The following is a 19,168-nucleotide window of genomic DNA, read 5'->3' on the forward strand; positions in this document are numbered from 1 at the left end:
ACAACACCGCCATGAACGCACTGCTTTCCACTTCGCGCTTTTCGCTCTCGGCGCTCGCGCTCGCCGCGGCCCTCGCCGGCTGCGCCGTCGGCCCGCGCTACGTGCAGCCCACCACCGCCGCGTCCATCGACTGGAAAGAGCAGAAAACCGCCGAAGGCTGGCTGCCCGCCGCACCGGCCGATGCGCTCGACCGTGGCGAGTGGTGGAAGCTGTTCGCTGACCCCACGCTCGACGACCTGGCTGGCCGCGTGCAGGTGTCGAACCAGAACATCGCCGCGGCGGTGGCCAACTACACGCAGGCCCAGGCGCTGGTGCGCGGCGAGCGGGCGGCGCTGTTCCCGTCGGTGTCGCTCGACGGTTCGGGCAAGCGCTCAGGCACGGTGGGCAGCAGCACGTCGAGCCCGACGAATACTTTCTCGGCCACGCTCGGCGCGAGCTGGACGCCCGACGTGTGGGGCCGCCTGCGCGAAGCCGTGAGCAGCGCGCAGGCCAATGCGCAGGCGAGCGAGGCCGATCTTGCTGCCGCGCGGCTCTCGGCCATTGGCGACCTCGCGACCAGCTACTTCTCGCTGCGCGAGGCCGATGCCGAGATCGTGCTGCTCGACGAAACCATCCAGGGCTACCAGCGCGCCTTCGAGATCACGGGCAACCGCTATGCGGCCGGCATCGCCGCGCAGACCGACGTGCTGCAGGCACAGACGCAACTGGTCAATGCCAAGGCCGATCGCGTGGGCCTGCAGCGCACGCGCTCCACCTACGAGCATGCCATCGCGATGCTGCTGGGCGTGGCGCCCGCCGACTTCAGCCTGCCCGCCGCGCAATGGACGCCCATGGTGCCCGGCGTGCCGCTCGGCGTGCCTTCCACGCTGCTGCAGCGCCGGCCCGACATCGCGGCGGCCGAGCGTTCGGTGGCGGCGGCCAATGCGCAGATCGGCATTGCGCGCGCGGCGTACTTCCCGAACATCGGCCTCACGGCCTCGGTCGGCAGCAGCGCAAGCCGCGTGAAGGATCTGTTCGGTTCGGCCAACACACTGTGGGGGCTCGGGTTGTCGGTGGCGCAGGTGATATTCGACGCGGGCGCGATTGCGGCCAATGTCGATTCCGCCAAGGCCGGCTACGAGTCCAGCGTGGCGCGCTACCGCCAGACCGTGCTCACTGCCTTCCAGGCCGTGGAAGACCAACTCACCGCCAGCGCAACGCTCGCGCAGCAGGAGGGCCTGCGCCGCGAGGCGTCGGTGGCGGCCGACAAGACCGAGCAGCAACTGCTCAACCGCTATCGCGCCGCGCAGGTGAGCTACACCGACGTGGTCACGGCACAGGCTGCCGCGCTCAGCGCGCGGCGCACGCTGGTGCAGCTACAGGTCAATCGCCAGAACACCGCCGTCGCGCTGATCCAGGCGATGGGCGGCGGATGGCAGGCCGGGTGGATGGAGGGCAACGCCAAGGCGGATACGGCAGCACCGCACCCCGCCGCTTCCCGCACGCAGTAGAGCGGCGATGCCGGGATGGGCGCGAGGCCCATCCGCAAGCCCGAAGATCAGCGCAGGCGCTTCGCCGGGCCTGATTGCAATGTCACGACGTCCGGGCGGTCAATGCGCCGTACGGTCGATGGTGTGGCCCAGGTAGTCCTTGTCGGTCACCAGCACCCACAGCGCCAGCACCAGGATCACCGCGGCCACGAGCACCGCGTTGACCATGGCCATCTCGATGCCGCGGAAGCCGAGCACCCAGGGCGAAACCGCGAGCCAGGCCGCGAGCCCGACCTCGGTCCATTCTTCCCACTGCCGGGGCACGAAGGTCGCACCGAGCGCCACCGCGCCGAGCAGGATGCCGGTCGCCACCATCGTCCACATGGCGGCCGTCGTGCCCGAAAAGCCCAGGACCCAGGGCGAGACGATCAGCCAGGCGCCGGCGACGGCGTTGACAGGGTCTTGCCAATGCTTCACTTGCTTCATGGTCATTACCTCCTGCCGCGACAAGGCGCCGCGACCTGCGTTGGACACCGGCGTTCGGACGTGGTTCCGCGATGCGGTACGGGCCGGGCTTGCGCACCTGCAATCTCTTTCTATAATTGAGTATGTACTCAATCAATAATTGAACCCGACGCATGGCTCGACCCCGAAGCGAAGACAAGCGCAATGCGATCCTCGATGCCGCCGTGGCCGAGTTCGCAAGCCACGGCGTGTGGACCACGCCCACCTCGGCGATCTCCAAGGCCGCAGGTGTGGCCGAAGGTACGCTGTTCACCTACTTCGCGAGCAAGGAAATTCTCGTCAACGAACTCTATCGCGCGCTGAAGACCGAGCTGGCCGAATGCATGCTCGCAGACTGGCCGGAAGAGGCCGACCCCAAGACCAAGTACCGCCACATCTGGGACCGCTACGTCGACTGGGGCGTCGACAACCCCGAAAAGTGCAAGGTGGTTTCTCAGCTGAAGGTGTCTGACCAGGTGAGCGACGAGAGCCGCACCGCCGGCATGGCACCTCTCCTGAAGCTCGAGCTGCTGGCCGAGGAGTGCATCGGGAACAAGCTGATCCGCGACCAGTCTCTGCCCTTCCTCGGCGCAATGATGTGTGCGATGGCCGAGGCCACCATGGTCTTCGTCGCGCAGGCCAGGGCGAAGAAGGAGCGGCTCAAGTACCGCAGCGCTGGCTTCGAGACTTTCTGGCAAGGCATTGCCGTCATCTGAAAAAAAGAAACCCACCATGCCCAAACTCAAGCGCCGCCACTTCGTCCTCGGCACCCTCGGGGCCGTCGGTGCCCTTGTCGTCGGATGGTCCGCCACGCCGGCCGCGTCGCGGCTCGTGCCTTCGAAGCCGCTGCCCGCGGGTCCGGGCCAGGTCGCGCTCAATGGCTGGGTCAAGGTGAGCGGCGACAACACCGTCACACTGATGATGTCGCAGTCGGAAATGGGGCAGGGCACGCACACGGGCCTGTCGATGCTGCTGGCCGAGGAGATGGGCGCTGCGCTCGACCAGATCCGGCTCGAGACGGCCGGCTCCGACGCCATCTACAACAACCAGGCGGCGATCCTCGACGGATTGCCTTTCCGGCCCGGCGACGAAGGCGCGGTGAAGCGCTCCACCCAGCACGTGGTGAGCAAGCTGCTGCGCGCGATCCCGGGGCTGACGGGCACGGGCGGTTCGTCGAGCATCACCGATCAGTGGCTGCCCGTGCGCGAAGCCGGTGCCTCCGCACGCGCCATGCTGGTGGGAGCGGCAGCCGCGCTGTGGCAGGTGCCCGCCGCCGAATGCCGTACCGAGGCCGGTCGCGTGCTGCATGCGGGCGGCAAGAGCGCCAGCTTCGGCGAACTGGCGGCCAGGGCTGCGCAGCAGCCGCTGCCCACGCAGGTCGCGCTGAAGAAGCCGGCCGACTTCAAGCTCATCGGCCAGCCCGCGCGTCGCATCGACAGCGCGGCAAAGCTCGATGGCTCCGCCACCTTCGGCCTCGACGTGCTGCCGCCCGGCCTGCTGTACGCGAGCATCGCGATGTGCCCGACCACCGGCGGCCGCGTGGTGCGCTTCGACGCCACTGCCGCGCAGAAGCTGCCCGGCGTGCGCAAGGTGGTGGCGCTCGAACCGGTCGGCGCCACGCTCATCGGCACCGGCAGCACGCCGGGCGGCGTGGCCGTGATTGCCGACACGCCGTATCACGCCATGCGCGCCGTGAAGGCGCTCGACATCGAATGGGACCACGGCCCCGCCGCCAGCCTCTCCAGCGCCGAGATGATCGAGCGGCTGTCGCAGACGCTGAGCACCAAGCCCGGCAAGGCCCAACTCGACGACGGCGACGTGGCCGCCGCGCTCGAGTCGGCCGCCAGGACCATCGAGGCCGAGTATCGCGTGCCCTTCCTGGCCCACGCGACCATGGAACCGATGAATTGCACCGTGCAGTTCAAGGACAGCGCGGCGACCGTCTGGGCACCGACGCAGATCCCCGGCATGACGCGCAGCGCGGTGGCCAAGGCGCTGGGCATCGACGGCGCCAAGGTCGACCTGCACGTGACCTACCTCGGCGGCGGTTTCGGCCGACGCTACAGCACCGATTTCGTCACGCAGGCCGCCATGCTGGCGCGCGAGACCGAGGGCGCACCGGTGCAGCTCTTCTGGTCGCGCGAGGAAGACATGGCGCACGACTTCTACCGGCCGGCTTACGTGGCCCGCTGCAAGGCGGGCTTCGACGCAGCCGGTGCGCTGGTTGCCTGGCAGACCGCCACGGCGGGGTCGAGCCTGGGCATACCGTCGGTCATGGACACCACCACCGACGGCGCCTGGAACACGGCCTATGCCTTTCCCAATGCGCGCGTGGCGCACGAGCCGGTGGAATCGGCCATGCCCACGGGTGTGTGGCGCTCGGTCGCGCATTCGCAGAACGCCTTTTTCGTGGAGAGCTTCATCGACGAATGCGCCGCCGCCGCGGGCAAGGACCCGCTGGCGTTCCGCGCCGCGCTGCTGGCGAAGGACGAACGGCATCTGCGCGTGTTGAAGCGCGTGGCCGAGTTGTCGAGTTGGGGCCAGCCGACGGCAGCGGGCCCCGATGGGGCGAAAAGGGCGCGCGGCCTCGCGATCCATCGTGCCTTCGGCAGCATCGTCGCGCAGGTGGCGGAGGTGTCGGTGTCGGCGGACAAGCAGATCCGCGTGCATCGCGTGGCCTGCGTCATCGATTGCGGCGTGGCCATCAACCCGAACCTGATCCGCCAGCAGATGGAAGGCGCCATCGTCTACGGCCTGTCGGCCGCGCTGCACGGCGAGATCACGGTCGAGAAGGGCCAGGTGCAGCAGAGCAACTTCCACGACTACATGCCGCTGCGCATGAACGAATGCCCCGCCATCGAAACCGACATCGTCGCCAGCGGCGAGGCGCCCGGCGGCGTGGGCGAGCCCGGCACACCGCCGATTGCGCCGGCGGTGGCCAACGCCGTGTTCGCGCTCACCGGCCAGCGGCTGCGCAGCCTGCCGCTGAAGCTCGCCTGAACGAAAGACAGACAGGAAGGAACGCCCCATGACCACCACGCTCACCATCAACGGCAAGGCCACCACCGTCAACGCCGAGCCCGACACTCCGCTGCTGTGGGTGCTGCGCGGCGAAATGCAGCTCGTCGGCACCAAGTTCGGCTGCGGCAAGGCGCTGTGCGGCGCCTGCACCGTGCACCTCGACGGGGAGGCGGTGCGCTCCTGCGTCACACCGATCGAGGCGGTGGGCAGCCGCGAGGTCACCACGATCGAGGGGCTGAAAGGCAAGGAGGCGGACGCCCTGCGCCAGGCCTGGACCGAGGTCGACGTGGTGCAGTGCGGCTACTGCCAGAGCGGCCAGCTGATGTCGGCCTGCGCGCTGCTCAGGAAGATGCCGAAACCCAGCGACGACGACATCACGAACGCCATGAGCGGCAACATCTGCCGCTGCGGGACCTACCCGCGGATCCGTGCCGCAATCCACCTCGCGGCGGAGACGGCGGCTTAGCTCGCTGACGAGCTTTGCGTGTCGCGCACCCCGGCGCGCACCGCCGGAGCCATGAGGTAGGCCCCCGATTCGAACAGTTGCGCCTCCGCCTGGTCGATGCGCCGGATCACGGGCTTGCCGGCGCGGCTGGCCAGCAGCTCGACCAGCGCTTCCGTTACCGCCACCCCGGCCGCGACCGAGGGGAAGAACGAGGGGCTGTTGATCGTGAAGAGCAGCGTCTCGTCCGCCAGCAGCGACAGCGGCGAGGCCACGCTGTCGGTAATGGCAACGATGCGGCAGCCCGCCGCCCGAGCCGCCTGCGCCACCTGCAGCGCCTCGCGCGAGTAGGGCGCGAAGCTCGCCACCACCAGCGCGTCGCCCTTGGCGAAGGCGCGTTGCTGCATCTCCAGCGAGCCACCCTGGCCGTCGACCAGATGCACGCTGGCGCGGAAGAGCCGGTATACGTAAACGAATGAAAAGGCGATCGGAAAGCACGCCCTGAAACCCGCGGCGTGCACGGCCGGGGCCTTCTCGATCAGCGCGCAGGCCTTCTGCAGCGCCTGCTCGCTCTGCTGGTGGGTGGCTTCGAGGTTGCGGCGCTGCACCTCGAACATTTCGCCGGTCAGCGTCTGGTCCTTCGCGCGGCCGACGAGCTGCTTGGCGCGCCCGCCGTAGGTTTCGGAGCCCAGGCCCATGTCGGCGGCAAAGGCCTCCTTGAGTTGCGGCCAGCCCCCGAAACCCAGATGCTGCGCGAACCGCACGAGCGTGGCGGGCGTGCTCTGTGAACGCGTGCCGACGTTGCGCATCGAGCCTGTGACCACCTCGTTCGGATGGTCGAGCACGTAGCGCGCCACCTGCTGCAGCGCGGGGCTCAGTTCGTTGAAACGCTGGCGGATCTGCTCTCTGGCGCCCATGACTCTACCTTTCTTCGGCTGCGGTGGAACAAATGTACCGGAGGTGAAATGCAGGAATAGTTGACGGAACAAATGTTCCAAACAATAATTCAGGCGAAACGTTGGTTCCAAGTATCCGAAACACCATGACGCACGTCTTCCACCGCCACCTTCGCCAGACCCCGCCCGTAGCCGCCGGCTCCCACGGCATGTACGTCCGCGACGCCGAGGGCCGCGAATACCTCGACGCCTCGGGCGGCGCTGCGGTGTCGTCGCTGGGCCATGCGCACCCCGAGGTGCTGGCTGCCATGCACGCCCAGCTCGACAAACTGGCCTATGCGCACACCAGCTTCTTCACGAGCGAGGTGGCCGAACAGCTGGCCGACGAGATGATCGGCGCCGCCCCCGAGGGCATGAGCCACGTCTATCTGGTGAGCGGCGGTTCGGAGGCGGTGGAATCGGCGCTGAAGATGGCGCGGCAGTACTTCGTCGAGATCGGCCAGCCGCAGCGCACGCACTTCATCGCGCGGCGACAGAGCTACCACGGCAACACGCTGGGCGCGCTCGCGGTGGGCGGCAACGCGTGGCGGCGCGAACCCTTTGCGCCGATCCTCGTGCCGGCCACGCATGTGGCGCCTTGCTATCCCTACCGCGAGCAGCGCGCCGACGAAGGCGCCGAACAGTACGGCCTGCGCCTCGCGGCCGAACTCGAGGCGGCCATCCTCGCGCAGGGTGCCGACCGGGTGATCGCCTTCGTGGCCGAGACCGTCGGCGGCGCCACGGCCGGTGTGCTCACGCCCGTGCCGGGCTACTTCAAGGCGGTGCGCGCGGTGTGCGACAAATACGGCGTGCTGCTGATCCTCGACGAGGTGATGTGCGGCATGGGCCGCACCGGCTCGCTGCACGCCTGCGAGCAGGAGGGCGTGGTGCCCGACCTGATAACCGTCGCCAAGGGCCTGGGCGGCGGCTACCAGCCCATCGGCGCGGTGCTGGCGCAGCGCCGCGTCGTCGATGCGATGTCGAAGGGCAGCGGCTTCTTCCAGCACGGCCACACCTACCTCGGCCACCCGATGGCCTGCGCCGCCGCGCTCGCGGTGCAGCAGGTGATCCGGCGCGACGGGCTGGTCGCCAAGGTGCGCGAAGACGGCATTGCCTTCGGCGCGATGCTGGCCGAGGCGCTGGGCGCGCACCCGCACGTGGGCGACATCCGCGGGCGCGGCTTTTTCTGGGGCATCGAGCTGGTGGCCGACCGCGCGAGCAAGGCACCGTTCGATCCGGCGCTGAAGCTCAACGCCACCGTCAAGAAGGACGCCATGGCGCGCGGCCTGCTGTGCTACCCGTTCGGCGGCACCGTTGATGGCCGGCAGGGCGACCACGTGCTGCTGGCACCGCCCTTCATCGCCACGCGGCAGGACCTGCAGGAAATCGCCGCGCGGCTCGCGGCCTCCATCGACGCCGTCACGCGCGCCGCTGCAACTGCTGCTGCGCGCTGAGCACCACTTTTCAGTTCTCTTTTCCTTCAACCGTCGTTCCGAGGAGCGTTCCATGCCCAAGCTTCGTCTGCCGTTTCCCTTCGGTGCCACCGCGCTCGCGGTGCTCTTCGCGGCCCTCATGCCGCTCACGGCCGCGCAGGCCCAGGAAAGCGACACGCTCGCCAAGATCAAGGCCAGCGGCGCCATCACCTTCGGCTACCGCGAGTCATCGTTCGGCTTCTCGTACCTCGATAGCAACCTCAAGCCGGTGGGCTACAGCATCGAGATCTGCAACCGCATCGTCGAGGCGGTGAAGGCCGAGCTGAAGATGCCCGCCATCGAGATCAAGTACCAGGCCGTGACCTCGGCCAACCGCATGCCGCTGGTGCAGAACGGCACGGTCGACATCGAGTGCGGCTCCACCACCAACCTGGTCGAGCGGCAGAAGCAGGTGGCGTTCTCGCCGGACATCTTCCGCTACAACGTGCGCATGCTGGTGAAGGCCGATTCGGGCATCAAGGGCATCGCCGACCTGCAGGGCAAGACGGTGGCAACCACCACCGGCACCACCTCGTTCCGCCTGCTGCGCGAAGCCGACCGGGGCCGCAGCCTCGAGGTGAACAACCTCGCGGGCAAGGACCACAGCGACTCCTTCCTGCTGGTGGAAAGCGGCCGCGCCCAGGCCTTCGTGCTCGACGACATCCTGCTGGCCGGGCAGATCGCGAATGCGCGCAACCCGAAGGACTTCGTCATCACCGGCGAGAGCCTTCGCACCGAGAACCAGTCGCTGATGTTCCGCAAGGACGACCCGGCCTTCAAGGCGTTGGTCGACCGCGTGGTGTCGGGCATGATGAAGTCGGGCGAAATGGAAAAGCTCTATGCCAAGTGGTTCATGTCGCCGATTCCGCCGAAGGGCATCAACATCAACTACCCGCTCAACGCCGAGACGAAGGACGCGTTCGCGAACCCCTCGTCGAAAGGCATCTGAACCCCGTGACCCCATGACTCGCATTGCCCTGATCCACGCCCTGTCGCACTCGGTCGCGCCCATCAACGACGCCTTCGCGCGCGACTGGCCCGAGGCGCAGCGCATGAACCTGCTCGACGACAGCCTGTCGGCCGACCTCGCGCGCAACGGCAGCAAGGGGCTCGACGGCGCCATGCACGAGCGTTTCCAGCGGCTCGCGCAGTACGCGGTCGACACGGGCGCGCAGGGCATTCTCTTCACCTGCTCGGCCTTCGGGCCGTGCATCGAGGCGGTGGCGCGGCGGCATGCGGGCATTCCGGTGCTCAAGCCCAACGAGGCCATGATCGAGGAGGTGGCGCAGGGGCAGGGGCGACTCGGGCTGATTGCCACCTTCGCGCCCACGTTGGCCTCGATGCCGCCCGAGTTTGCGCAAGACACGGCACTCGAACTTGCACTGGCCGAGGGCGCACTCGACGCATTGAACGCTGGCGACACGCAGCGTCACGACGCCCTGATAGCCGCACAGGCCGCGGCCCTGGGCGAGCGCGGCTGCACGCGCATCGCGCTGGCCCAGTTCAGCATGGCGCGGGCGCGCGCCGCCTGCGAAACGGCCAGCGGCCTGCCGGTGCTGACCACGGTCGACAGCGCGGTGCGCGCACTGCGCCGGCGCATCGGACCCGGTTCAGCGTGAGCGCGAAGCTTCGATGACCGAGAACAGCGCCGTCATCGCGATCTGCGCCGCGTCGCCGCGCCCCAGGTAGCGGGTGATGCCGGTTTCGCGGTCGGTCGCTTCCAGGCCCTGCGACAGCCGCCGGTAGATGTCCGCCGAGGGCATGCATGCCGAGGTGCCCAGCGCATCGCAATAGGTGTCGATGAGCACGCCCGCGAGCTGCTCGCTCTGTGCGTTCGACAGCTTCATCGGGGTGCCCGCGAACACGGCGGCGATGCAGTGCATCAGGTAGGCCTGCGTTTCGAGCGAGAACGACTGCTGCCGCACGTAGCACTCGACGGCTGCCCAGAACAGCGGCTCGGAGGTGCGGCGCCAGCTTTCCAGCACCTTGCGCGCCTTGGCCACCAGGTCGGCGTGCGCATCGCCGGGCTCGGTGGGGCGCAGCGCCAGGCCCTGCAGCGTGAGCGCGGCGTCAGAGCCGGCCGCACCGAGGATGAAGCTCCAGAACTTCCAGCGGGCGTACCACTTCTTGTCGTGCGCCGGGTCCAGCGTTTCGAGCAGCCAGAAATCGATGCTCTGCATGGCGTCGACCTGCTGTTCGGCCATGTTGCCGCCGCCGAGGTCCAGCACCGGCATGCCCGACTGCATGCGGTCGGCCGCGATATGGCCCTGCGCCACGATGCCGGCGCTCGTGCCCGTGCGGTCGATGTCGAGCAGCCGCTGCATCAGCTGCTGCAGCTCGCTGGCCGATGCGCCGGTGGCCTCGGCCACCCGCCGCATCGAGGCGCGCTGCTCGCGCTCGAGATCCTGCGCGTTCTTCCGGCGGTCTTCGCCGTGGTCGTCGGCGGTCGAGACGTGTTCTTCGAGCCCGTCGTTGGGCGTGAACGTTCGCATTGGTCAAAGCTCCTTCGGGCGCCACACATGCCCGAACATGCCCGACTGTGTGCCAACGCACCGGGTCTGAACATCACCCGAACAGGGGAGCCTGAATGGCGCCTGACTGCTCCCTCGCGATAATGGCCGCTCTTCAAAGGAGTGCGCGTGGACATTGTTTTGCTGGTCAAGGCCGCCGTGATGGGCATCGTCGAAGGGCTGACCGAATTCCTGCCGATCTCGTCGACCGGCCACCTGATTCTTGCGGGCTCGCTGCTGGGTTTCGACGACGACAAGGCCAAGGTCTTCGACATCGCCATCCAGACCGGCGCGATCTTCGCGGTGATCCTGGTCTATTGGCACAAGATCAAGTCGACGGTCGTCGCGCTGCCCCGGCAGCCGAAGGCGCAGCGCCTGGCGCTGAATATCTTCATCGGCTTCCTGCCGGCGGTGGTGCTGGGCCTGCTGTTCGGCAAGGCCATCAAGGCGCACCTGTTCATTCCGATCGTGGTGGCGAGCACCTTCATCATCGGTGGCTTCATCATCCTGTGGGCCGAGAAGCGGCCGCCGGGTTCGGTGCGCGTGGAGCATGTCGACGACATGTCGCCCTGGGACGCGCTCAAGGTCGGCCTGGTGCAGTGCTTCGCGATGATCCCCGGCACCAGCCGCAGCGGCTCGACCATCATCGGCGGCATGCTGCTGGGGCTGTCGCGGCAGGCGGCGACCGACTTCTCGTTCTTCCTGGCCATTCCGACGCTGATCGGCGCCGGCGTGTACAGCCTCTACAAGGAGCGTGCGCTGCTGTCGATGGCCGACCTCCCGCTGTTCGCGGTGGGGCTGGTGTTCTCGTTCATCAGTGCGTGGCTGTGCGTGCGCTGGCTGCTGAAGTACATCAGCACCCACAACTTCATTCCGTTCGCGTGGTACCGCATCGCCTTCGGCGTCGTCGTGCTGGCCACCGCGTGGAGCGGGGCGGTGGTCTGGGCGGAGTAACTTTGCGCGGCGCTCAGCCTGCCTCTGCCGCCAGCGGCACCTGAAGCGTCAGCCGCGTCTCGCCCGGGCGCGACTGCAGCCGCAGTTGGGCCCCGAGGCGCCGCGCGCGGGCCCGCAGGCTGCGCAGTCCGGCACCCGCGCCCTTGTCGGCGCCATCGACCACGAAGCCGCGACCGTCGTCGCGCACGCTGAGCTGCAGTTCCGCGCCGGTGCGGGTCACGGCCACGTCCACGCGCCGGCCTGCGCTGTGCTTGAGCGCGTTCGTCAGCGCCTCCTGCAAGAAGCGCAGCAGATCGAGGCTCTGTGACGGCGGCAGCTCGAGCGTCTCGATGTTCGACACCTGCCAGCGGCAGTCGATGCCGTTCGCGTCGAGCAGCTGCGAGGTGCGATGGCGCAAGGGCGCGAGCAGCTCGCCGAACGCACGCGCCCCGTCGTGCTGGCCCGTGGCCTCGATGATCAGCCGCAGGTCGTCGCGCAGGCTCTTGAGCATCGCGAGCAGTGCGGGTGCGGAAAGCTCCTCGGGCCTGCGTTCGAGTGTCGCGATGCTGCCGACCAGCATGCCGCCCAGCCCGTCGTGCAGGTCGCTCGCGAGGTTCACGCGCTCGCCGATGCGCGCATGCGCCAGCTCCAGCGCATGCTGCTGCGCGAGCGTGGCGGCCAGCTCGGCCTTGGCGGCGTTCACCTCCTCGATGAGCTCGGTGTTGAAGTTCTCGATGCGCTTCAGGCTGCTCACGAAGCGCCCGGCCTGCGTCAGCGCCATGCCCAGCAGCAGCACGTACGACGACATGGTCGTGTAGTAGATGTTGCTGTGGATCACCTGCGTGAACACCAGCAGGTCGTGCATGGCCGTTGCCGCCGACACGGCCATGAAGGGCGCGAGCGAACGCATCGGGCTCGCGCGGTGCCGCAGGGCGTGCACGATCGATGCGCTGTTCACCGCGATGACCGTGAGGCCGCCCACCAGCGTCCAGATGGCGCGGTGAACCGGCAGGTCCAGGCCGCTCGCCAGCCACAGGTCGAGCACGCCGGCCAGCGCGACCACCAGTGCCGCCGCTTCAAGGCGCGGCATGCGCGACGCGCAGAAGCGAAGCGCAAAGACGATGTAGGACACGCCGAAAGCCAGGAGCAGCGAAGTGTTGAGCGCCTGCCAGCCGTGGTTGGAGGCAAACGGCCAGGGGCTGGTGGCGATCTGGTTGTAGCCGAACAGCAGCCACAGCACCGACATCAGCGCGAACCAGCCGTAGGCCGTCTCGCGCCGCCGCAGCAGCCACAGCGCGGCGAAGAACGCCGAGACCGCCGCGCTGACCGCGAGGCCCAGCACCTGCAGGTCGCGGCGCACGAACCGCTCCTGCTCGTAGGTCGCCTGCACGGCGGTGGGCCTGCCGAGGCTGACCGGGCCCAGGCCGGCCTGGTAGGCAGACAGGCCCGAGACGCGGACCATCAGCATGTTGGTGGCGCCCGGCTTCAGCAGCGGCGGTGCCAGCAGCCAGTAGCGCGGCATGTTCCAGGCGCGAGTCAGCGGTTCGACCAGGTTCTGGTCGCGCGAGATCGGCGTGCCGTTCAGCGAAACCTCGCCGGCCATGTTGAGGTAGTGCAGCAGCAGGCCCGTTTCATCGGTCTGCGCGGGCTGGTCCCAGCTCAGCCGGTACCAGGCCACGCCGTCGAAACCGGGCCAGCGTTCGGCCCAGCTGTCGGGCAGCGTGACGCGCGTCCAGCCGTCGGTCGGCGGGGTGGTGTCGTTCCAGCCCGCGCCGCGCACGGCTTCGACGCGGAGCTCGGGAGGAAGGGGCTGCTGCGCCAGCGTTCTCGCGGGGATGGAAACAAGGAGGAAGAAAAAAAAGGCGCCTATCAATGCGGCAAGCAGTGCCTGTGCGGGCGATGTGGGCTGCCGGCGTTTCATTCGATCCAAATCCTTCATCTACCAGTTCTCGGGGATGGCTTCGATGAGAACGAAAAGACACACTTTGCCACGTTTCGTCTTATTTGTTCACAGGGGAGAAGTCCATGTCCATTCGGATCCACGCCAATGGCGAGCATGAAGTCTTGCGCAAATGCCCGAGAGGAAAACAGCGGTTCGCACGGAGGCTTCGGCATCTGCCTGCGCTTGCGTTGCTCGTCGCGGCAAGCGTGCATGCGGCAGGATTCGTCGCTGGCACTGCGGGCAGCAACGGTACGGGAGTGGCCGGTGGCTCGGGAGGCGCCGGAGGGGCTGCGGCCGTCGTCTCGGGCGACGGAGCTACGGCGCTGGGGGCGGGTGGCAATGGCGGCAATGGAAGCGCCAGTGGAATCGGCGGCATCGGAGGGGGCGGTGCAAGTGCAACTGCAGGCAGCTCGACGGCCATCGGCGGCGGCGGTGGCGGCGGAGCAGGCATTTCACGCGGCACGGGCGGGGCAGGGGGAAGCGGCGCTCAGGCCACGTCCTCCAGCGCCGTTGCGGTCGGCGCGGGCGGCGTCGGCGGAGGAGGCAGTTCAGGCGGCACGGGCGGGGTAGGGGGGCGCGGCGCTCAAGCCACGTCCTCCAGCGCCGTTGCGGTCGGCGCGGGCGGCGTCGGCGGAGAAGGCAGTGCGGGCGGCACGGGCGGGGCAGGGGGAAGCGGCGCTCAGGCCACGTCCTCCGGCGCCATTGCCGTCGGCGCTGGCGGCACCGGTACGGATGGTTGCTGCGGCTCAGGCGGCCAGACAGGCGGCAGCGGCGCGCAGGCCACGGGCAACTCGGCGATCGCCATCGGAAGCGCCTCGGGCACCAGCCAGGGCGCAGTGGCGTCCGGCAACGGCAGCATGGCGATCGGCGGCGCAAACGGTGGCGCTTCGGGCGCGGCGGCGCTTGCGACAGGCAGCGTGGCCATCGGCTCGGCCAGTCGGGTCGAAAGCGGTGCGACCGGCAGCGCGGCCATTGGCGCCAACTCCGTTGCCACGGCGGCCAATACGGTCTCTTTCGGGTCCGCCGGCCAAACGCGCGGCCTGGTCAACGTCAGTGCCGGAGCAGTGACCCCCACGAGCACCGACGCCGTCAACGGCAGCCAGCTGTACTGGGTGCAAGAGACCGCCGACACGGCTCGGGCAACCGCCAGCGGCGCAACTGCCATGGCTGCTCTTGCCCAGACTGCCGCGGCGGCAGCTGAGGGCACGGCGAACACTGCGCTTGCCAATGCGGGCGCTGCACAGACCACGGCCAACGGTGCCCAGACGGCGGCGGCTGCCGCCCAGGGCACGGCGAACACCGCCTTGGGCGTGGCGAACAACTCGGTCCAGTACGGCCCGGGCGGTAACACCGTCAGCCTGAATGCCAACGGCGGCGCGGGAACGACACTCAGCAACGTTCGCGCCGGCACGGCCATGACGGATGCCGCCAACGTCGGCCAGGTCCAGCAGGCGGAACAAGGCGCCGTGACGGCCTCCAACAGCTTCACGGTGCAGCAGGTGACCGCATTGCAGAGCGTCATGAACCAGGCCTTTGCCAACGGCCTGTGCAGCTTCAGCGGGGGCAGCGTGACCTGCGGCACGGGCAGCAAGGCCACCGGTGCGGGCGCCACGGCAATGGGCACCAATGCCACGGCCAACGGCGACAGCACCACCGCCGTGGGCAGCGGCGCCGAGGCCCGCTATGCCGGCTCGGTGGCCATTGGCGCCGGTGCCAGGGCGCTGGCCGATCCCACTACCGCCGTGGGCAACAACGCGGTGGCCACCGGCAACAACGCCGTGGCGCTCGGGGCCAACACGCTGGCCTCGGGCAGCAATGCGGTTGCGTTGGGGCAGGGCTCGGTGGCGGACCGCGACAACACCGTGTCGGTGGGCAACGCCGCCACCGGGCAGTTGCGCGGCATCGCGAATGTCGCGCCCGGCGTGCTGGGCACCGACGCCGTCAACGTCAACCAGCTGCAGCAGGCGGTGAGCAGCGCGACCAGCCAGGCGAATGCCTTTGCTGCAAAGGGCATTGCAGCGGCGCTCGCCATGCCCTCCATGCCGACGCTTGCTGCAGGCAAGAAGTGGATGGGGGCCGCCGCGGGCAACTACGCCGGCGCATCCGCCATCGGCTTCGCTTTCGGCTACCAGGTCAACGACAACCTGAACCTGGGGCTGGGTGTCTCCACCGCCACTAGCAGTGGCAGCAGCAACCGCGTGGCCGCCCGCGTTCAGGCGGGCTACGCATGGTGAAGGGCGGATGAAGAAGGCCGGCGCTGGTCAGGTCAGCGCAGCAAGCCGTGCCTTCGCGCCTGGAAGACGGCTTCGGTGCGGGAGTTGACGGCCAGCTTGCGGTAGATGTTCTTGGTGTGGCATTCCACGGTCAGTTTGGAGATCGACAGCGATTCAGCCATGTCGCGGTTGCTCAGGCCTTGCGACACGAGCTCGAGGATCTTGTGTTCGCGCCGTGTCAGCACGGCCGGTGCATCGGCGGCCGCCGTCGCTTCGCCGGGGGCTTGTGCCTGCGTATCGGCCGACGCCTGTTGCGTGGCGAGCCACGCGAGGATGTGGCGCGCAATGCTCGGGTCGATGGGCGCGCCGCCCTGTTCGATGCTGCGCAGCGCGATGCTCAGTTCGAGGTCGTCGCGCTCCTTCAGCAGGTAGCCGATGGCGCCTGCGCGCAGCGCCGCGAAGATGACCTCCTCGGTGCGCCAGGCCGAGATCACCACCGCCGGAATGCCCGGGTGGTGCGCCCGCAGCCAGCCGATGAGATCCACGCCGCTGCCGTCGGGCAGGCCAATGTCCACCAGCACCACGCCGTAGCTGCGTTTGCCCAGCAGCTGTTGCGCCCCGGCGACGCTGTCGGTCACTGCGATGTGTTTCTCCTCGCAGCCGAGCGTGGACAGCACGTAGCGCAGGCGTTCCTGCATTGCCGGATCGTCCTCGACGATGAGGGTGGGGCTCAGCAGGACGGGTTCGGCGCCTTCGATCAGGGGAGGGGACATGCAGCGGATTTTTCGGCCAACTTGGAACAGCGGGTAGGACGTATCTACTTATTTTCGCGGCACATGATCACGTAAGCCGAGTTCGCGGTCTTCCGGCATCAGAACGCGCCCAGTCCGCGCGGCCTCGTCCAGCGAGTAGGCGAAGTACGCGGCGAGAACCGCCTTGCGGGCCGGCATGTCGTGCTCGAAGTCGACGGAGATCGCGAGATAGAACGGATCGACGATCAGTGCGTCGGCCAGCGCGGGTGCTGATGGGGATTCGGGCTGCATGCGGGATCGGCAAGGTTCAGGGTGACCCGCGCGATTCTAGGGAGCCGCCCTCAGTCCAGCGTGATCCCGCCGCTCAGGTTCAGCACCGCACCCGTCATCGCGCCGGCGCCTTGCGATGCCGCGAACAGCGCCGTGGCCGCCATCTGGTCGAGCGAGGGCAGGTGCTTCACCAGCAGCCCGGGCGGATTGCCCGAGAGCATCTGCTCGACCGTGATCCCCATGCTTTCAGCGACGGGGCGGAACACCTCGTAGGCGTGCGAGCCGCCGAGCGCCGCTTCGGGAATGGCGTGCGAGCGGATGCACACCGTGCGGATGTTGAAAGCCGCCAGCTCGCCGGCCATGTGGCGCGACAGCGCCTCCACGCCCGCGCAGGCCACCGCGTGGCCGAGGTAGCCCGGGCCGGGCAGGCGCGAGGCCGGCGTCGACACCGACAGGATCACGCCGCCGCCGCGCTTCGCCATGTGCGGCGAGACGGCCTTGGCCGTGAGGAAAGTGCTGCGCGTGTAGGCGTGCACGGGCAGGAAGAAGTCCTCCAGCGACAGCGCCGACAGCGGCGTGCCCTGCACATGCAGGATGCCGATGGCATTGAGCGCGACATCGATGCCGCCCGCGCGCTCCGCCACCTCGCTGGCGTGGCGGAGCATGGCCTGCTCGTCGAGCCCGTCGACCACCGCCGCCTCGGCACTGCCGCCCGCCAACGCGATGGCCCGCACCGCCGCATCGAGCCTGGTGCGGTTGCGCCCCGTGATGAACACCTGGGCGCCTTCGCGCGCAAAGGCGCGGGCCACCGCGCTGCCGATGGCGCCGCTGCCGCCATGAACCACCACGCACCGGCCTTGGAATGCCTGGGACATCGTCTTCTCCTCGGGTTGCCGCCCGCGACATGCGGGCGTTCGAACCAAGGACGGACGGCGGCGGTGCGATCCGACAATGCCGGTGATTTTTTTCAGACCTGCGGAATCCGCGCCGGAATCACGCCCGGGTCGTACCAGGTGATCGGCCGGATCTCGAACACGCCGGTCTCGAAGGCCAGCCGGTGCGCGGCATGCGTGGCCTCCTCGACGGTCTCGCATTCCACGATGTAGATGCCCATCAGCTGCTCTTTCGTCTCGGCGAAGGGGCCATCGGTGACCATCGGATGCATATCGCCCGCGCGGCGCACCGTGGTGGCCACGTTCGGCATCAGCCGCAGCACCGTGCCGAGCCGGCCCTGCGCCTGCAGGTCGTCGCGCAGGTCGGTGTGGCGGTCGAGCATTTCCTCTTCGACGCCGGGTTCCCAGGCGGCCACTGCGGATTCGGAACCGTAGATGAGGATGGAATAGAGCATGGCTTTCCTTTTCTGGCTGTGGTTCTTGATGGGAGATCAGCCGCCCGGTGCGCCGAGGCCGTCGAGCATCGTGCGGATGTGCGCTGCCTCGGCGGCCGTGCGGGCCAGGCCGAGGGCGCGCGCGAAGGCGGCGCGGGCTTCCTCGCCGCGGCCGAGCTGCATCTGCAACGCGCCCTGCAGGCCGTGGAAGTGAAAGTAGTCGGCCAGTGCGCCGGCCAGCGGTTCCGTCAGCGACAGCGCCGCCTGCGGCCCGCGCAGCTTATGTACCGCCACCGCGCGGTTCAGCGTGACGACCGGCGAGGGTTGCAGGGTTTCGAGCGCGGCGTAGAGGCGGTCGATCTCGGCCCAGTCCGTGTCTTCGGCGCGCGCGGCCTGCGCATGGGTGCCGGCGATGGCGGCTTGCAGCTGGTAGGGGCCGGGCCGGTGCTGCCGCAGCGCGCCTTCGACCAGTGCCAGGCCTTCGTCGATCAGCGCATGGTTCCAGCGTGCGCGGTCCTGGTCTTCGAGCAGCACGACCAAGCCGCCGGCATCGAGCCGCGTATCGGCGCGCGCGTGCTGCAGCAGGAGCAGGGCGGCCAGGCCCATCGACTCGGGCTCGTCGGGGAACAGCGCGAGCAGCAGCCGCGCCAGCCGTATCGCCTCTTCGCACAGCGCAATGCGAACGTGCTCGGTGCCGCCGCTGGCCGAGTAGCCCTCGTTGAACAGCAGGTAGACCGTGGTGCACACGGCCGCCAGCCGCTCGTCGCGCTCGCGCCGCCCTGGCGTGTCGAACGGAATGCCTGCCGAGGCCACGCGCTTCTTGGCGCGCGTGATGCGCTGCTCCATCGCGCTCTCGCCGACCAGAAAGGCGCGCGCGATCTCCTGCACCGACAGCCCAGAGACGATGCGCAGCGCCAGCGCGATCTGCTGCGTCAGCGGCAGCTCGGGGTGGCAGCAGACGAACAGCAGGCGCAGCACGTCGTCGCGGTAATGCGCCTGGTCGAGCTGCTCGACCAACCGGGCCTCGGTGTCTTCGAGGTCGCAGAGGCTGGAGATGAGCGCGTCGTCTTCGGGCAGCGCCTCGTGCCGGCTGCGCCGGCGCACCTCGTCGAGTGCCGCGTTGCGCCCGACGAAGATCAGCCACGCCAGCGGGTCGCGCGGCGGGCCGCTCTCGGGCCAGTGCTGCAGGGCGCGAAGACTGGCTTCCTGGAAGGCTTCCTCGGCCGTGTCGAGCTCGCGGAAGTAGCGCAGCAGCGCCGCCACCGCGCGCGGGCGCGAGGCGGTCAGCGTGGTGGCGATCCAGGCGGTGTCGGTCATGCGATGCGCTTGCCCCTCGTTCTTGATCACCCAAGGACGAGCGAGTATGCGTCGCGCCGAC

At 68.8% G+C, this 19,168-nt stretch carries 18 protein-coding genes; 9 read left to right on the plus strand and 9 right to left on the minus strand.

From position 1 onward, the window contains the following. Positions 1-11: 11 nt before the first annotated feature. Complete coding sequence (locus tag ASC92_RS04550) at positions 12-1,490, plus strand: efflux transporter outer membrane subunit (RefSeq protein ID WP_056510817.1); 1,479 nt, start codon at positions 12-14, stop codon at positions 1,488-1,490. A gap of 99 nt (positions 1,491-1,589) precedes the next feature. Here the strand turns inward: ASC92_RS04550 and ASC92_RS04555 are convergent, their stop codons facing one another. Further along, a complete protein-coding gene (locus ASC92_RS04555) occupies positions 1,590-1,955 on the minus strand; it encodes an SPW repeat protein (RefSeq protein WP_007833805.1) in 366 nt (121 codons plus the stop codon). Between the two features lie 152 nt (positions 1,956-2,107). Here ASC92_RS04555 and ASC92_RS04560 point away from each other — a divergent pair, with 152 nt between their 5' ends. From ASC92_RS04560 to ASC92_RS04570, 3 genes are read left to right on the plus strand one after another with little or no spacing between them, the layout of a single operon-like run. Further along, a complete protein-coding gene (locus tag ASC92_RS04560) occupies positions 2,108-2,689 on the plus strand; it encodes a TetR/AcrR family transcriptional regulator (protein ID WP_056510820.1) in 582 nt (193 codons plus the stop codon). A 16-nt stretch (positions 2,690-2,705) separates the two neighbouring features. Further along, positions 2,706-4,973, plus strand: a complete 2,268-nt coding sequence (locus ASC92_RS04565; protein WP_056510821.1) for a xanthine dehydrogenase family protein molybdopterin-binding subunit — start codon at positions 2,706-2,708, stop codon at positions 4,971-4,973. A gap of 28 nt (positions 4,974-5,001) precedes the next feature. Further along, positions 5,002-5,460: a (2Fe-2S)-binding protein gene (locus ASC92_RS04570; RefSeq protein ID WP_056510823.1), complete on the plus strand. Its 459-nt coding sequence runs from the start codon at positions 5,002-5,004 to the stop codon at positions 5,458-5,460. Here ASC92_RS04570 and ASC92_RS04575 read toward each other — a convergent pair. Then, on the minus strand, positions 5,457-6,353 hold the full coding sequence (locus ASC92_RS04575) for a MurR/RpiR family transcriptional regulator (RefSeq protein WP_056510826.1): 897 nt from the start codon (positions 6,351-6,353) through the stop codon (positions 5,457-5,459). The genes ASC92_RS04570 and ASC92_RS04575 overlap by 4 nt on opposite strands. Positions 6,354-6,478: 125 nt before the next feature. Here ASC92_RS04575 and ASC92_RS04580 point away from each other — a divergent pair, with 125 nt between their 5' ends. The 3 genes from ASC92_RS04580 to ASC92_RS04590 are packed head-to-tail and all read left to right on the plus strand — an operon-like array spanning position 6,479 to position 9,462. After that, positions 6,479-7,825, plus strand: coding sequence for an aspartate aminotransferase family protein (locus ASC92_RS04580; protein ID WP_056510828.1), 1,347 nt, complete (start codon positions 6,479-6,481; stop codon positions 7,823-7,825). A gap of 52 nt (positions 7,826-7,877) precedes the next feature. Then, positions 7,878-8,792 carry a transporter substrate-binding domain-containing protein gene (locus tag ASC92_RS04585; RefSeq protein ID WP_056510832.1) on the plus strand — a complete coding sequence of 305 codons (915 nt, stop codon included), beginning with the start codon at positions 7,878-7,880 and terminating at the stop codon, positions 8,790-8,792. A gap of 13 nt (positions 8,793-8,805) precedes the next feature. Further along, positions 8,806-9,462: an aspartate/glutamate racemase family protein gene (locus ASC92_RS04590; RefSeq protein WP_056510835.1), complete on the plus strand. Its 657-nt coding sequence runs from the start codon at positions 8,806-8,808 to the stop codon at positions 9,460-9,462. Here ASC92_RS04590 and ASC92_RS04595 read toward each other — a convergent pair. Then, positions 9,454-10,335, minus strand: coding sequence for a hypothetical protein (locus ASC92_RS04595; protein WP_056510837.1), 882 nt, complete (start codon positions 10,333-10,335; stop codon positions 9,454-9,456). The genes ASC92_RS04590 and ASC92_RS04595 overlap by 9 nt on opposite strands. A 147-nt stretch (positions 10,336-10,482) precedes the next feature. Between ASC92_RS04595 and ASC92_RS04600 the strand changes: the two genes are divergently transcribed. Continuing rightward, positions 10,483-11,307: an undecaprenyl-diphosphate phosphatase gene (locus tag ASC92_RS04600; protein WP_056510840.1), complete on the plus strand. Its 825-nt coding sequence runs from the start codon at positions 10,483-10,485 to the stop codon at positions 11,305-11,307. Between the two features lie 13 nt (positions 11,308-11,320). Here ASC92_RS04600 and ASC92_RS04605 read toward each other — a convergent pair whose 3' ends face one another. Then, positions 11,321-13,207, minus strand: a complete 1,887-nt coding sequence (locus tag ASC92_RS04605) for an ATP-binding protein (protein WP_056510843.1) — start codon at positions 13,205-13,207, stop codon at positions 11,321-11,323. Between the two features lie 209 nt (positions 13,208-13,416). Between ASC92_RS04605 and ASC92_RS04610 the strand changes: the two genes are divergently transcribed. Continuing rightward, a complete protein-coding gene (locus ASC92_RS04610; protein ID WP_268810462.1) occupies positions 13,417-15,462 on the plus strand; it encodes a YadA family autotransporter adhesin in 2,046 nt (681 codons plus the stop codon). A 32-nt stretch (positions 15,463-15,494) separates the two neighbouring features. Here the strand turns inward: ASC92_RS04610 and ASC92_RS04615 are convergent, their stop codons facing one another. From ASC92_RS04615 to ASC92_RS04635, 5 genes are all read right to left on the minus strand, one after another. Beyond that, positions 15,495-16,214 (minus strand): response regulator transcription factor, encoded by a 720-nt coding sequence (locus tag ASC92_RS04615; RefSeq protein ID WP_056510847.1) that lies wholly within the window; start codon positions 16,212-16,214, stop codon positions 15,495-15,497. Positions 16,215-16,262: 48 nt separating this feature from the next. Further along, complete coding sequence (locus tag ASC92_RS04620) at positions 16,263-16,484, minus strand: hypothetical protein (protein ID WP_056510850.1); 222 nt, start codon at positions 16,482-16,484, stop codon at positions 16,263-16,265. Positions 16,485-16,534: 50 nt separating this feature from the next. Next, positions 16,535-17,338, minus strand: coding sequence for an SDR family NAD(P)-dependent oxidoreductase (locus tag ASC92_RS04625; protein ID WP_056510852.1), 804 nt, complete (start codon positions 17,336-17,338; stop codon positions 16,535-16,537). 92 nt (positions 17,339-17,430) lie between these two features. Then, positions 17,431-17,811, minus strand: coding sequence for a YciI family protein (locus tag ASC92_RS04630; RefSeq protein WP_056510855.1), 381 nt, complete (start codon positions 17,809-17,811; stop codon positions 17,431-17,433). Between the two features lie 36 nt (positions 17,812-17,847). Then, entirely contained in the window at positions 17,848-19,107 is a 1,260-nt protein-coding gene (locus ASC92_RS04635; RefSeq protein ID WP_056510858.1) for an RNA polymerase sigma factor, read from the minus strand. Between the last annotated feature and the right edge of the window lie 61 nt (positions 19,108-19,168).

The organism is Variovorax sp. Root411 (assembly GCF_001425205.1).
Classification (GTDB): domain Bacteria; phylum Pseudomonadota; class Gammaproteobacteria; order Burkholderiales; family Burkholderiaceae_C; genus Variovorax.